11 protein-coding genes and 1 tRNA gene are annotated in these 12,943 nt (G+C 61.3%); 5 read left to right on the top strand and 7 right to left on the bottom strand.

Annotation, left to right across the window (positions count from 1 at the left end; genetic code table 11):
- Positions 1 to 54: 54 nt before the first annotated feature.
- Together V5738_RS13195 and V5738_RS13190 are read left to right on the top strand one after the other, a co-directional pair.
- Positions 55 to 131: transfer RNA gene (locus tag V5738_RS13195), tRNA-Asp, on the top strand.
- Positions 132 to 522: 391 nt separating this feature from the next.
- Positions 523 to 2,430, top strand: a complete 1,908-nt coding sequence (locus tag V5738_RS13190; protein WP_423821270.1) for a SurA N-terminal domain-containing protein — start codon at positions 523 to 525, stop codon at positions 2,428 to 2,430.
- A gap of 120 nt (positions 2,431 to 2,550) precedes the next feature.
- Here the strand turns inward: V5738_RS13190 and V5738_RS13185 are convergent, their stop codons facing one another.
- Genes V5738_RS13185 through gloB form a run of 3 tightly spaced genes read right to left on the bottom strand, consistent with a single transcriptional unit; the run spans position 2,551 to position 5,912 of the window.
- Positions 2,551 to 3,336: an enoyl-ACP reductase FabI gene (locus tag V5738_RS13185; RefSeq protein ID WP_423821269.1), complete on the bottom strand. Its 786-nt coding sequence runs from the start codon at positions 3,334 to 3,336 to the stop codon at positions 2,551 to 2,553.
- Positions 3,337 to 3,391: 55 nt separating this feature from the next.
- Positions 3,392 to 5,080, bottom strand: coding sequence for a LysM peptidoglycan-binding domain-containing protein (locus V5738_RS13180; RefSeq protein WP_423821268.1), 1,689 nt, complete (start codon positions 5,078 to 5,080; stop codon positions 3,392 to 3,394).
- Between the two features lie 55 nt (positions 5,081 to 5,135).
- Positions 5,136 to 5,912: a hydroxyacylglutathione hydrolase gene (gene gloB / locus V5738_RS13175; protein WP_423821266.1), complete on the bottom strand. Its 777-nt coding sequence runs from the start codon at positions 5,910 to 5,912 to the stop codon at positions 5,136 to 5,138.
- Positions 5,913 to 5,947: 35 nt separating this feature from the next.
- On the opposite strand from gloB, the gene V5738_RS13170 reads away from it, so the two are divergent.
- The 3 genes from V5738_RS13170 (at position 5,948) to dnaQ (ending at position 7,928) form a co-directional block, all read left to right on the top strand.
- The gene (locus V5738_RS13170; RefSeq protein ID WP_423821265.1) at positions 5,948 to 6,691 is read left to right on the top strand and encodes a class I SAM-dependent methyltransferase; all 744 of its coding nucleotides are present in this window, start codon (positions 5,948 to 5,950) and stop codon (positions 6,689 to 6,691) included.
- Positions 6,688 to 7,131 (top strand): ribonuclease HI, encoded by a 444-nt coding sequence (gene rnhA / locus V5738_RS13165; protein ID WP_423821264.1) that lies wholly within the window; start codon positions 6,688 to 6,690, stop codon positions 7,129 to 7,131. Before V5738_RS13170 ends, rnhA begins: the two co-directional genes overlap by 4 nt.
- A gap of 77 nt (positions 7,132 to 7,208) precedes the next feature.
- A complete protein-coding gene (dnaQ, locus tag V5738_RS13160) occupies positions 7,209 to 7,928 on the top strand; it encodes a DNA polymerase III subunit epsilon (RefSeq protein ID WP_423821263.1) in 720 nt (239 codons plus the stop codon).
- 57 nt (positions 7,929 to 7,985) lie between these two features.
- On the opposite strand, the gene V5738_RS13155 is transcribed toward dnaQ, so the two are convergent.
- From V5738_RS13155 to V5738_RS13140, 4 genes are read right to left on the bottom strand one after another with little or no spacing between them, the layout of a single operon-like run.
- The gene (locus V5738_RS13155) at positions 7,986 to 9,689 is read right to left on the bottom strand and encodes a Na(+)/H(+) antiporter subunit D (RefSeq protein ID WP_423821262.1); all 1,704 of its coding nucleotides are present in this window, start codon (positions 9,687 to 9,689) and stop codon (positions 7,986 to 7,988) included.
- Positions 9,682 to 9,993, bottom strand: a complete 312-nt coding sequence (locus V5738_RS13150; RefSeq protein ID WP_423821261.1) for a hypothetical protein — start codon at positions 9,991 to 9,993, stop codon at positions 9,682 to 9,684. Before V5738_RS13150 ends, V5738_RS13155 begins: the two co-directional genes overlap by 8 nt.
- Positions 9,990 to 11,456, bottom strand: coding sequence for a proton-conducting transporter membrane subunit (locus tag V5738_RS13145; protein WP_423821260.1), 1,467 nt, complete (start codon positions 11,454 to 11,456; stop codon positions 9,990 to 9,992). Before V5738_RS13145 ends, V5738_RS13150 begins: the two co-directional genes overlap by 4 nt.
- On the bottom strand, positions 11,453 to 12,934 hold the full coding sequence (locus V5738_RS13140; protein ID WP_423821259.1) for a monovalent cation/H+ antiporter subunit D family protein: 1,482 nt from the start codon (positions 12,932 to 12,934) through the stop codon (positions 11,453 to 11,455). Before V5738_RS13140 ends, V5738_RS13145 begins: the two co-directional genes overlap by 4 nt.
- Positions 12,935 to 12,943: the final 9 nt, after the last annotated feature.

Genomic DNA, 12,943 nt, shown 5'->3' with positions numbered 1-12,943 from the left:
AAGGCCTTGCTGCGGCTTGGCCAGTGGTGGGATGCCTACCATGTACAGAACATCGGAGCGGTAGTTCAGCTGGTTAGAATGCCGGCCTGTCACGCCGGAGGTCGCGGGTTCGAGTCCCGTCCGCTCCGCCATTCTGCGGCCCATTACAGATGGGCGAATGGAAAAGCGCTCCACGGAGCGCTTTTTTTATGTCCGCTGTCTATAAAAAACAGAGGGCGATGCCAGTTTGCGCGCCAGCTGGAGCGTCGCCGCGGGCAGATCGCGGCGGATCGAAGAGCCGATCACGATTCGACACTGGCTGATCGATCGGGCCCGGCCTTGATGCTGGGATGCACCGCAGCCGCGCGGCAGGCACAATGCCGCAGGGCGTGACGACTTGTTCTGATCGAATCGCGACTATGGTCGTGTCTGGCGATCCGTGTCCGCGGAACCAACGCCGATCGAGCGGATCATAGTCGTAACGCTTTGGCCACCGGCGCCACAGGCCGGTGACGGGACCTGTTCGAGAAGTCTTTAACTCTTATGCTGCAGAAAATTCGAGATGGCTCCAGTGGCCCATTGGCGTACGTCGTCGTTGCCGTGATCGCGGTAGTCTTTGGTGTCTGGGGGATCGGCTCCTATTTCACGCCTTCGTCCGATCCGGTCGTGGCGAGCGTGGGGGATACCGAAATCACCCATTCCCAGCTGCAACGGGCGTTCAATCAACGCTATCAGCGTCTGCAGCAGATGATGGGCGATAATTTCGACTCGGATATGTTTCCATCCGATCGGATACGCCAGAACGTGCTCGACAATCTGATCGGCCAGGCGGTCATGACGCAGTACGCCAAAGATGCCGGCTATCGGGTCACGGATGGCAATCTGTTGTCGCAGATCCGCAATAATCCCCAGTTCCAGGAAAACGGCCAGTTTTCGCCCCAGCGCTACAAGGCACTGCTCGGCCAGGCTGGTATGCAGCCGTCGCAGTACGAAGCACGGCTACGTCAGGGCATGATGGGGGGACAAGTGCGCCAGGTGGTCGCCGGTACGGCTTTTGCTGCGGCGCCGGAGGTGGATGCTGCTTATCGACAGGCGCATGAGCAGCGCCAGGTCAGTGTGCTGTCCTTCGATGCCTCGGCGTTTGCCGAGCAGGTCAACGTCGACGATGCGGCGATCAAGACCTACTACGATAAGCATGCCCAACAGTTTATGCGGCCACCGCGCGTGAAGTTGGCCTATGTCTCCCTGGATGCCGACCAGCTGGGCTCGGCGGCGCCGGATCGCGACACGCTGCAACAGCTGTACGAGGCTCATAAAGATGAGCTCGGCAGCCCGGCCAAGCGCAGCGCAGACGCCGTCCGCATTCCGATTCAGGGCGGCAACGATACCCAGGCACGAAATACGGTCCAGGCTGTGCTCAAGGCGGCCAAGAACGGTCGGTCACTGAAGGCCATCGCGGCCGATACCGAGAATGCGCACTATCAGCAGATCGACAACCAGTCCCGGTCGGCGCTCGGCGATACGCTGGGTACCGCGTTGTTCGGTCTCGATAATGGCGCACTGTCGAATCCGGTACGGGGGCAGAGTGCGTGGTATGTCTTGCGCACAACAGCGATTACCCCGGCTAAGACGCCCGATTTCGACGATCCGGTGGTCCAGGCTCGTTTGAAAGCCATGGCACGTCAGCAGGGCATGGCTAAGGCGTTTCGTGCCAAGTCTGAGCAGCTCGATGATTTGGCCTATCAGGCACCGAACGGTTTGCAGACTATTTCGGAGAAACTGGGCCTGGATATTCAGCACAGCGGCTGGATTAGCCCCGAGGGCGGTAATGGGCTCGGCCAGTACGATGCCGTGCGTCAGGCGGCATTCTCGGACGCCGTGCTCAAGGATAAGCTCAACAGCAACGTGCTGGATCTGGGCGATCAACGTCGGGTCGTGCTGCGTGTGGCCGAACATCAGGATGCGCAGGAAAAATCATTGTCCGAGGTTCGCCAGTCCATTCGGGATCGTTTGGTCCAGCAAAAAGCCCAGCAGCGCGCCCGTAAGGCAGCCCAGCAGGTACAGGCCAAAGCCGAGCAGGGGCAGGACTCCTTGTCCGAACTGGCTTCAGCCCAGCAGGGAGCGAGCTTGAAGCAGCCGGGCTACATCGAGCGCAACAATAATGCGCTCGATGCGCAGATCGTCAGTGCGGCGTTCAGACTGCCTCTTGGCGATAAATCGTCACAGGAGGCGGCTTACAAAGTGGTATCGACCAACGATGGCCAGGTGGCTTTGGTCGCCGTGACCGGCAGCCGGGTCGAAAACAGCGACGATTCGCAACCGGAAGCCGATCAGCGCAGCCAGCTGGCCCAGCGCCAGAGCGGTTATAACGCCAGTCTCGAGTACCAAGCGCTGGACCGGTACCTGCGTGAGCGGGCGGACGTTGAAATCCACCGAGATCAGCTGCGATAGCAGCCTTCGGCGCCGGGCCAAGACGCACGTGGTCCGGCGCTCAACATGCACTCAGAGAGTATAAAAAAGGCCATGCCGTTACCGGCATGGCCTTTTTCGATTCGCGTTGGGCGATCGGGTTTATTCTTCGATCTGGCTCATGCCCATAACGCGATAGCCGCCATCGACATAGATCACTTCGCCGGTGATGCCGGAGGATAGATCGGAGCCGAGGAAGGCGGCGGCGTTGCCGATTTCTTCTTGGGTAACGTTGCGCTTGAGTGCGGCCGTATCGCGGGCATAGTTGAGCATTTTGCGAAAGCCGCTGATGCCGGAGGCCGCGAGCGTCTTGATCGGCCCGGCCGAAATGGCGTTGACGCGTACGCCACGCGGGCCGAGGTCGGCTGCGATGAAACGCATGTTCGACTCCAGGCTGGCCTTGGCCGGACCCATGACGTTGTAGCCGGACATGACCCGTTCGGATCCCAGATATGTCAGCGTGATCAGCGAGGCCTTATCCGACAGCATCGGACGCGCGGCCTTGGCCAGCGCAGCAAAGCTGTAGGCGCTGATGTCGTGGGCGATGCGCGAGGCATCACGGGAAATACTGTCCAGATAGCCGCCAGACAGGGCCTCGCGCGGTGCAAAACCGATCGCATGCACCAGAATATCCAGCTGCTCCCAATGCTCGCCGAGCTGGTCGAATAGCGCATCGATCTGTTCGTCTTCGGCGACATCCAGCGGCAGCACCTTTTCGGCGCCGAGCGCTTCGCCCATCTTTTCGACCCGCGGCTTGAGCTTTTCGCCCTGATAGGTGAGCACGAGCTGTGCGCCCTGGTCGCGCATGGCCTGGGCAATGCCGTAAGCGATCGAGCGTTCGCTGGCCAGCCCGGTGATCAAGGCTTTTTTGCCGTCAAGAAACCCCATGCCGTCTCCTTAAAATCGTGGTTGTGCGGTTTGAATATCGTACAGGCGGTATGGATCAGCCGGATACTGCCGGCTGTAGCCGCAGCCGTTCACCGGGCTGAATCGTGCTCCCCGAACTCATGTCGTTGAGACTGCGCAGTGTATTGACCTGCATCGAAAATCGGCTGGCGATCGACCACAGCGAGTCACCCGGCTCGACTTCGTAGAAATTCGGTAGCGGCGAGGGGCCATCCACCGCGATGGTGGTTCCGGGCGTCAGCGGGGTGCCTTGGTCCATCCGGTTCCAACGCCGAAGCTGTTTGATGGTGACATCGTTGGCTTTGGCGATCGACCATAGTGAATCGCCCGAGTGGACCACCACTGTGCTGGGCGCGGCTGGCTTGGCCGAGCCCGGAATCTCGATCTTGTCGCCCGGGTGCAGATGGTCAGCTCCCGAGCCATTGGCCCGCTTCAGACTGGCTACGCTGACGCTGTAGCGATGCGCGATATGCCAGAGCGTGTCGCCAGACTGGACGACATAGGTTTCGCTGGGCTCGGCCGGCGGGGCCGACTCATGGGCCCCCGGGCGAGGAATGGTCAGCCTCTGGCCGATCCGGATTCGATTGCTGTGTAGATCGTTGGCCTGGCGCAGCGCGGCGATGCTCACGCCGTAGGACCGAGCCAGACGACTAAGTACGTCGCCGCGCTGGACCCGGTGCGTCTGCCGATCGATGAGCTGGGTCGGGTCGATGCTGGCCAACTTGTTTTCAAACGCCGAGGCCTTCGTGCTCGGCACCAACAGTTGGTCGTGGCCGCCTGGTTCGCTGGCCCAGCGGCGCATGCCAGGGTTTAGTCGCCGTAGCTGGGTCTCCGACATGCCGAGCATGCCGGCTGCAACCTTCATCGAAGTCTGGCCCGGGAGTTTGACCACCTTGGTCCGGGGTTGGTTAGCCAGCGTCGGCCAGTTCACGCCAAAGCGGGCCGGCGTCATCATTATGCGACGCAAGGCCAACAGCTGGGGTACGTACTGGACTGTTTCGTCGGGCAGGTCGAGGTGCCAGTAATCGGTTGGCTCGCCTCTGGCTTCAGCTTTGGCGATTGCGCCATCGACGCGGCCCGGGCCGGCGTTATAGGCGGCCAAGGCCAGCATCCAGTCGCCGTCGTAGCGCTGGTTCAGGGTTTGCAGATAGTTCAGTGCAGCATTGGTCGACGCGATCGGATCGTCGCGACCGTCGTACCACCAGTCGCGCGGCAGACTCATATGGTCGGCTGTGCCAGGCATGAATTGCCACATGCCGCTGGCGCCCATATACGATTTGGCGGATGGGTTATAGCCGCTTTCCACGATCGGCAGCAGTGCGATTTCGGTGGGTATGTCGCGTTTTTCGACCTGTTTGACCACATGCCAGAGAAACGGCCGAGCGCGTTTAAGCGAAGTGCTCAGATGATTGGTATGGGTGGCATAGAACTGGGTCCAGACTCGTACTGAGCGGCGCTCGTCGTGCGGATCGAGCTTGAACCCGGAGCGGATCTGCGACCATAGATCCTGGGTCGGCGCCGGCCATTTGTGCGGCACGTAATCCTGCTGGGCTGCGGGTATCTCATAGCTCGTCTCGGCGTCATCCTCGGCCGCTGCGGTAGGCGCCGCAGCCGGTACCGTCGATGGATGGGCCAACGTCTTGCGCGAAATCTGTTGTACCGCCGACTTCGATTGGCCGCTATGAGGCGAAGTCGCACAGCCGGCCACTAAGCCGGCTGCGAACATGCATCCGATAAAGGGTCGAATGCGGACACCGGTCCGTGCCCGCGAACAAGTTTTGTCAGCTCGCATCTTTCCAGTCGCGCAATACCCCGAAAACATCCGCCGGATCACTGACTTCGTATCCGGCACGACGGCTGGCCGCGGCGCATGTTTCAGCCACGTCCCAGCGTAGAAATGGATTAATACGACGTTCCTCGGCCAAGGTCCCCGGCAGGCTCGGCCGGCCGTCGGCACGCAGGGCGTCGACTTCAGCGATAGCCTGATTGATCGCTGGATTGTCAGGTTCCACCGCCTGGGCGAAGGCCAGATTCTTCTGGGTGTATTCATGACCGCCGTAGATCCGGGTCTCGTCCGGAAGTTCGCGCAGACGCGCCAGTGAGGCCTGCATCTGGGCATGGGTGCCCTCGAAAACACGCCCGCAGCCAGCGCGGAACAGGGCATCGCCCGACAACAGAACACCATCGGTAACCATAGCGATATGCCCGAGCGTATGGCCGGGCACATCGATCACGTCGAACTCGCGATCCAGGCAATCCAGATGGAAGCGATCACCGCCCCCTAGAGCATGGTCGATCTGGGGCACTCGGTCCACTTCGTCGCGCGGTCCGTAAACCGGCGCCGGATAGTCGGACAGCAGCCGATTGAGGCCGCCTACATGATCGCCGTGGTGATGGGTGATCAGATAGGCGCCGACTTCCAGGCCGTGTTCGGATAAGTACTCCAAAACCGGATCGGCTTCACCGGGGTCGACAACCGCCACGCGCTGGCTATCGCCAGCCGAGACGATCCAGATATAATTATCGGAGAGTGCGGGCAGAGCGTTGACTTTTAGCATCGCGGAATGTTGCCAAGGGCCTGAGGCAAAATCAATTGTTTCGATTTCTCGCCGACCATATAGAGCCCGCCCGGGCGTGGTTTGATACGCCCGGTGCCGCGATCTGGCGCGATCACGAGGCCGCACTGCTCGGCGAGATCCTGCCGGCGCTGACCGGCTATCGCTGCATTCAAATCGGCGTCGGATCAATGGCCTCCGAAACCTCGGATCGGGTCGGTACGCTACGACTATGGCGTGCCGACGTACGCTCCGGCGACGACGTGGATGTCTGCATCGATGCTCAAAATCTACCCTGGGCGAGCGGTAGTATCGATGCGCTGATCGTCGTACATGCGCTGGAGCTCAGCAGTGAACCGCATGCATTGATTCGAGAATGTGTCCGGGTGCTGAGTCCACGCGGCCAGTTGGTCTGTTTGGCTTTCAATCCGTTGTCGACCTGGCTGCTGCGCCAGAGCCTGCGCCGAAGCCGGCATCGCTTTACACCGCGTTCGCTGCCACCACGGGCAGCCCGGCTGTCCGATTGGTTGCGGGTGCTGGATTTCGAAACCACGGCCTGTTGGCGTTACGGGCCCGGTTTCCCATTGTTTGGGCGCCGCTGGCAGGCACAGCGCCATACTCGCTGGCTGTCGCCATTGGCTTGGAACGCCGGCGGCTACGCCGTGGTCGCTCGGCGCCGGGCGCTGCGCCGTATCCCGCCGTCCGGTCGTCGGCTGCTGGCGCCGCAGCCCCGAGGCAATTTGGCGCGGGCACGGCCGGCTGGGCTACCATTGCGCGGATGACCAAGACCGTGACTATCTATACCGACGGCGCCTGCCGCGGCAATCCTGGGCCGGGAGGCTGGGGAGCCTTGCTGCAGTATGGTGACAAGCAACGCGAAATGTGCGGCGGGGAGCCGAACACTACCAACAATCGAATGGAATTGATGGCAGCGATTCACGCCTTGAACGCGCTCTCGCGGGCCTGCCAGATCGAGCTGCATACCGACTCCAATTATGTGCGCCAAGGCATCACCCAGTGGATGCACAATTGGAAGAAAAACGGCTGGAAAACAGCGGCCAAAAAACCGGTCAAAAATGCTGAGCTATGGCAGGCGCTGGATGCAGCCTGCCAGCGCCACGAGATCGAATGGCACTGGGTTAAAGGTCATGCTGGTAACCCGGGCAACGAAGCCGCCGATGCCCTAGCCAATCGCGGCATCGATGAAATGGCGACGTCGTAGCCATACCACCAACGCGATGCCGGCCCTGGACTACCGGGCCGAAGTCATCGTAACCATTGCAACGATAGGATGATTGCATGCGACAGATCGTGCTCGATACCGAAACCACTGGCATGGATCCGCAGGCCGGCCACCGCATTATCGAAATCGGCTGCGTGGAAATGGACAGTCGACGCCTGACCGGGAACGATCTACATCTGTATCTGCACCCAGATCGCGATATCGAACAGGGCGCGATCGACGTGCATGGGATCACGCTGGATTTTCTGGCCGACAAGCCACGCTTCGCCGAGATTGGCCAGCAGCTTGCCGACTATCTGGCCGACGCCGAACTGATCATCCACAACGCCCCATTCGACTTGGCGTTCCTCAATAAGGAACTGTCCGACTTCAATCCCTCGCACAGGCCGCTCGAGGAATGCGGGCCGATCATCGATACGCTGGTCGATGCCCGCCAGTTGTATCCGGGCCAGCGCAATAGCCTGGATGCACTGTGCAAACGTTTCGAAATCGACAACTCGAACCGCGAGCTGCACGGCGCGCTACTCGATGCCCAGCTTCTAGCCGACGTCTATCTGCGTATGACCGGCGGCCAGATCGATATCGCGTTGGCTGCCGACGAAGACGGCGACAGCCAGCAGATCGCCAGCAACGGCTTGGCGTCCTATCTAGAAGCCGGCCGGCGACCGCGCATCCAGCAGGCCTCGGATGCCGAGCGTAATGCCCACGAGCAGTATCTGGATATGCTCGCCAAGGCCAGCGGCGATCAATGCCTGTGGCGCAGCCTGGATAGCTAGGGTCGGCCCGATCGCGCCCCGGCCGCAATCCAGCCGGGGCGCATGCCGCAGCTTCTGCTAGTAGTAGATCAGCAGATAGGCGGCCAGCAGAGCGGTGACCCAGAGCAGCATGACTCCGGTGGTCCAGGTGCGGGACAGCACACCGCGGCCGCCAAAGGCCTGCTCCAGACGCGAACGCGCGCCCAGCAGAGCACTGCCGACCAGGCCGGCCATACGGTCGCGCAGGCCCATCAGCCCATAGCGCGAGCCAGCCACGACCGCCGGTAGGGCACGTCGATAGAGCCAGTCCGAATCCAGATTGATGCCACGAACTTCCGGCGGATACAGTCCGCTGCGGAATAGCACCACGAACGCCAGAGCGGCGAACAGCAGCAATTGCAACTGATTGACCACGTGGGTGGTGGTATACGGCGAATAGGGCGCATCGAAAGGCAGGATCGCGTACAACGGCGCTGGGTATACGCCAATGCCGATGCATAGCGCGGCCGTGATCGCCATCGCCAGAAGCATGTTGAACGGTGCTTCCTTGACCCGGTAACCGGCGTCGTGGGCGAAAAACGAGAAAAACGGTACCTTGATACCCGAATGGTCGAGTACGCCGGCTGAGGCGACCAGCAAGGCGCACCACGCGATCCAGTGATGCTGTTCGGCCGCGGCCGTTAAGATCATCGATTTGGTGACGAAGCCCGAAAACAGTGGAAACGCCGAGATCGACATCGAGCCGACGATACAAAACGCGGCGGTGAACGGCATGGACTTATACAGGCCACCGAGTTCGCTGGCCTTGACCGTACCCACGCGATACAACACTGCGCCCATGCTCATGAATAGCAGCCCCTTGTAGAGAATATGGGCAAACGCATGGGCTGCAGCACCGTTCAAGGCCAGCGGCGTGCCGATGCCGATACCGACCACCATGAAACCGAGCTGGTTGTTCAGACTGTAGGCCAGCACCCGGCGTAGATCGTTTTCGATGACCGCGAAGAAGATCGGGAAGATCGTCATCACTGCGCCGATCGTGATCAGAATCTCGGTGCCGGCAAAGCCGCGCGCCAGGGCATAGATCGCCAGCTTGGTGGTATAGATCGACAGTACGACCGTGCCGCTAACAGTCGATTCCGGATAGGCATCCTGGACCCAGTTATGCAGCAGCGGGAACGCGGCTTTGATGCCGAAGGCCAGAAAGATCAGCCAGCCACCGGCCACGTCCAGGCCGAGATGGCCGAAAGCGGTGGAGCCGGTCACCCGGTAATGGATGATGGTGCCGACCATCAGCAGCAGGCCGGAGATGACCTGCAGGATCAGGTAGCGCAGCCCGATGATATGGGCTCTGACGGTGCGACGCGCCCAGATCAGAAATACCGAGGAAATCGCGGTCGCTTCCCAGAATACGAACAGGGTGACCAGATCGCCAGCCAGGACGGCGCCGACCGCGGCTCCGGCATAGATCAACGAGGCCACGTGCTGGACCCGGTCGTTGACGTGCAGCGCATAGAGCCCGGTCAGAAACGACCCGATGATGAAGATCGTCGCCCAAATTCGCGACAGGCCGTCCACGCGAAGCATGGTCAGATCGAAACCGAACAACTCGATCTGGCCGTGGGAACCCGTGGGCAGTTCCCACAGCAGGAGCAAGGCAACGACCGGCAGCACCAGCAGCCAAGCGGCATGGATCAGTCGGGGCGTGGCCGCCAGCAAGAAACCGCCGGCCATGAGCATGAGCGCCGGGCTGACCAGAGCATTGCCGAGCCAATCACTCATGATGATGCTCCCGGCCAATGCTATGTTCTAGATCTTCTTCGTCTGGATCGGCTTCGCCGTAGTAATCCTCGCCGCGCCGCAGCAGCGGCCGCAGGGCTTTGGCACTCAGCACGATAAAGCAATAGGCGATAAAGCCGGCCGCAGGATAGAAACCGAACCAGCCGTCGAAGCCGAAGTGTGGATGCTTGGCATAGAAGAACTCGGCGATCAGCAGGGCTAGGCAGAAAACACCCAGGATGCCGATGATCGTGTTGATGACCGCCGGCCGTTCGAACAGCCCCGGCGTGTGCGAATCGCGGCTCATGCCACACCTCCCAAAGCGGTGCCGATAAAGCGGATGATCGGATGGGCCAGGAAGAACAGGGCCACGCAGCCGGCAGCGGTGGCACATAGCGGTAATACACAGGCGGCCGGAGCCTCACGCAGCCCGCTCGGCACATCGTTATCACCGCGCAAGAAGAAGGCGCGCGCCGGGATATCCAGCAGATAGACGATGTTGAGCAGCGATGACAGCGCCAGAACCGCCAGCATGGCGTATTCCTCGATCCCGGCCGAGCCGCTCATGAGATACCACTTACTCCAGGCGCCACCCATCGGCGGCAGGCCGATCAGAGACAGGGCCGCGACCGTGAAGGCCGTGAACGTCAACGGCATGGCCCGGCCCATACCGTTGAGTTGGCTGACGTATTTACGGTGGGCTGCGGTATAGATCGCGCCGGCGCAGAAGAACAGCGTGATCTTGCCAAAGGCATGGGTGACGATATGCAAAGAGCCGCTCACTGCGCCCAGCTTGGTTGCCAGGGCGCTACCCAGCACGATGTACGACAGCTGGCCGATGGTGGAATACGCCAGCCGTTTTTTCAGGTTGTCGCAGTAGATCGCCACCACGGAGGCCAGGATGATCGTGATCGAGGCCAGCCATAGAAACGGCTCAGTTGCGCTGGTCTTGAAGGCGAAATCCAGACCAAAAACATAAACCGTGATCTTGAGTACCGAGAACACACCGGCCTTGACCACGGCTACAGCATGCAGCAACGCCGAGACCGGAGTCGGTGCAACCATCGCCGACGGCAGCCAGCGATGCATCGGCATGACTGCGGCCTTGCCGATGCCGAACACGAACAGTGCATACAGTGCCATGGCACCGGTCGGGCCGAGGCCGGTGCTGGCCAGAATACCCTCCGGTTGAAATTCCAGTGTACCGGCGAGCAGATACGTAATCACGATCGCCGGTAGGAACAGCCCGATCGACGTGGTCAGTAGGATGCCGAGATAGATCCGGCCGCCGATCCGCGATTCGGCGTCGCCGTGATGGGTCACCAGTGGGTAGGTCACCAGCGTCATCATCTCGTAGAACAGAAACAGCGTCAGCAGGTTGCCGGCCAGGGCGATACCGATGGCCGCTGAGATCGCCAGCGCGAAGCAGACATAAAAACGGGTCTGATGGGGCTCGCGATTGCCACGCATGTAACCGGCGGCATAGAACGTGGTCAGTGGCCACAGAGTGGCGGCGACCAGCGCAAAGATCAGGCCCAGCGGTTCCAGAGTGAAGGTTAGCCCCAAGCCTGGCAGGATCGAAAACAGCGTCACGCTCGGTCGCTCGCCGGCCGCGATCGGCCCGACCAGGCTGATCGCCCCCGCCAACAGGACCAATCCGGTTACAACACTGACCGTTTCGCGCAGGTTCGGCCAGCGCCCGGTGGCCGCAATGGCCAGCGACATCAACGCCGGCCAGGCCGTCAGTCCGATCAGCCATAGCCCGCTCATGAGCCACCTCCCAACAGGGCGCTGGCGGCACGCTGCGTGGCCGCGATTTCCGGTCCGGCATGCAGCCCGATGGCGATATTGAGCGCGATCAGCCCCCAGGTCGCAAGCTGCATGATCACCGGGGCTTCACCGCCGCTATGGTTGGGCGCCTCAGCTTCGCGCGGGCGGAAATACAACGCTTCCACGACCTTAGCGACATAAACGACGGCCAGGAGCGAGGCAATCAAAACTAAAGCCATCAGCGCATAGTGGCCGGCCTCGATTAGGGCGGCCATCAGAGCCCATTTACTGATGAACCCGGCGGTTGCCGGCACGCCGATCAGACTTAGGCCGCCGACCACGAAGGCCGCCGAGGTCAACGGCATGGAGCGACCAAGGCCGGCGAGATCGTTGATCGAGGTCGCACGGGTGCGCCAGGCCATGGCGCCGACCGCCATGAACAGCGCGCCCTTGATCAATCCGTGGTTGACGATATGGATCAGGGCCGCCGATAGGCCGGCAGCACTGGCCAGGGCAAAGCCGGTCACGATATAGCCCATCTGGGCCACGCTCGACCAGGCGAGCAGCCGTTTGACGTCGGTCTGGAAGATCGCGGTGACTGAGGCGGCAATCATGGCGATAGCCGACAACAGCAATAGAATTTCGCCCAGCGGCAATTCGCCGAAGGCATAGCCGACGCCGAACACGGTGAACAGGAAACGGATCAGCGCATACACCGCGACCTTGGTACTGGTCGAGGCGATGAATACCGATACCGCAGACGGGGCATAAGTATACGCATTCGGCAGCCAGATATGGGCCGGGAACAAAGCTGCCTTGAGGCTCAGACCGACCACTACGAAGGCGAGGGCCGCCTGCGCGGTACGGGTATCGAAGACCGCCGGCAGACGAGCAGCCAGATCGGCCATATTCAGGGTGCCGGTCATCATATAGACCAGCCCGATACCGATCAGCAGGAAGGTCCCGCCGACCGTGCCCATGATCAGGTACTGAAACGACGACAGCAGCGCCCGTCGTTTCGGGCCCATGGCAATCAAGGCATACGATGACAGCGACGAGATCTCCAGGAATACGAACAGGTTGAAGGCATCGCCGGTGACCGTCATGCCCAGCAGCCCCGCTTGGCAGGCCAGCATCAAGGCATACACAAGATAGACCCGCTCGGCGTCGATTTCGGCGGCGAAGCTACGGCGGGCATACAGCCCGGTCAGAGCCCCCATGCCGGAAACCAGCAGCAGAATCAACGCATTAAGCGAGTCGATCGCCAGTTCGATACCAAACGGTGGCTGCCAGCCGCCGACCGCATAGCTGATCGGCCCGTTCATCCATACCTGGGCATACAGCAGACCAGCCAGGGCGAACACCGTCCAGGTGATGATCAGATACACCAGCCATGCCGCCAGAGACCGGTGCGCGAGCACGGTCACCGGGGCCGCCAGCAGCGGCACGATCACTACTAGGATCGGCAGCTGATCCATAAACGCATT

Source organism: Salinisphaera sp. SPP-AMP-43 (genome assembly GCF_049568105.1).
Lineage (GTDB): Bacteria > Pseudomonadota > Gammaproteobacteria > Nevskiales > Salinisphaeraceae > Salinisphaera.
Note: the sequence above shows the minus strand (reverse complement) of the source record. Positions and strands in the feature narration are given on the sequence as shown.

Coding starts and splice junctions, on each gene's coding strand:
- V5738_RS13190 (WP_423821270.1), top strand. CDS start 523: ATGCTGCAGAAAATTCGAGATGGCTCCAGTGGCCCATTGGCGTACGTC.
- V5738_RS13185 (WP_423821269.1), bottom strand. CDS start 3,336: ATGGGGTTTCTTGACGGCAAAAAAGCCTTGATCACCGGGCTGGCCAGC.
- V5738_RS13180 (WP_423821268.1), bottom strand. CDS start 5,080: ATGTTCGCAGCCGGCTTAGTGGCCGGCTGTGCGACTTCGCCTCATAGC.
- gloB (WP_423821266.1), bottom strand. CDS start 5,912: ATGCTAAAAGTCAACGCTCTGCCCGCACTCTCCGATAATTATATCTGG.
- rnhA (WP_423821264.1), top strand. CDS start 6,688: ATGACCAAGACCGTGACTATCTATACCGACGGCGCCTGCCGCGGCAAT.
- dnaQ (WP_423821263.1), top strand. CDS start 7,209: ATGCGACAGATCGTGCTCGATACCGAAACCACTGGCATGGATCCGCAG.
- V5738_RS13155 (WP_423821262.1), bottom strand. CDS start 9,689: ATGAGTGATTGGCTCGGCAATGCTCTGGTCAGCCCGGCGCTCATGCTC.
- V5738_RS13150 (WP_423821261.1), bottom strand. CDS start 9,993: ATGAGCCGCGATTCGCACACGCCGGGGCTGTTCGAACGGCCGGCGGTC.
- V5738_RS13145 (WP_423821260.1), bottom strand. CDS start 11,456: ATGAGCGGGCTATGGCTGATCGGACTGACGGCCTGGCCGGCGTTGATG.
- V5738_RS13140 (WP_423821259.1), bottom strand. CDS start 12,934: ATGGATCAGCTGCCGATCCTAGTAGTGATCGTGCCGCTGCTGGCGGCC.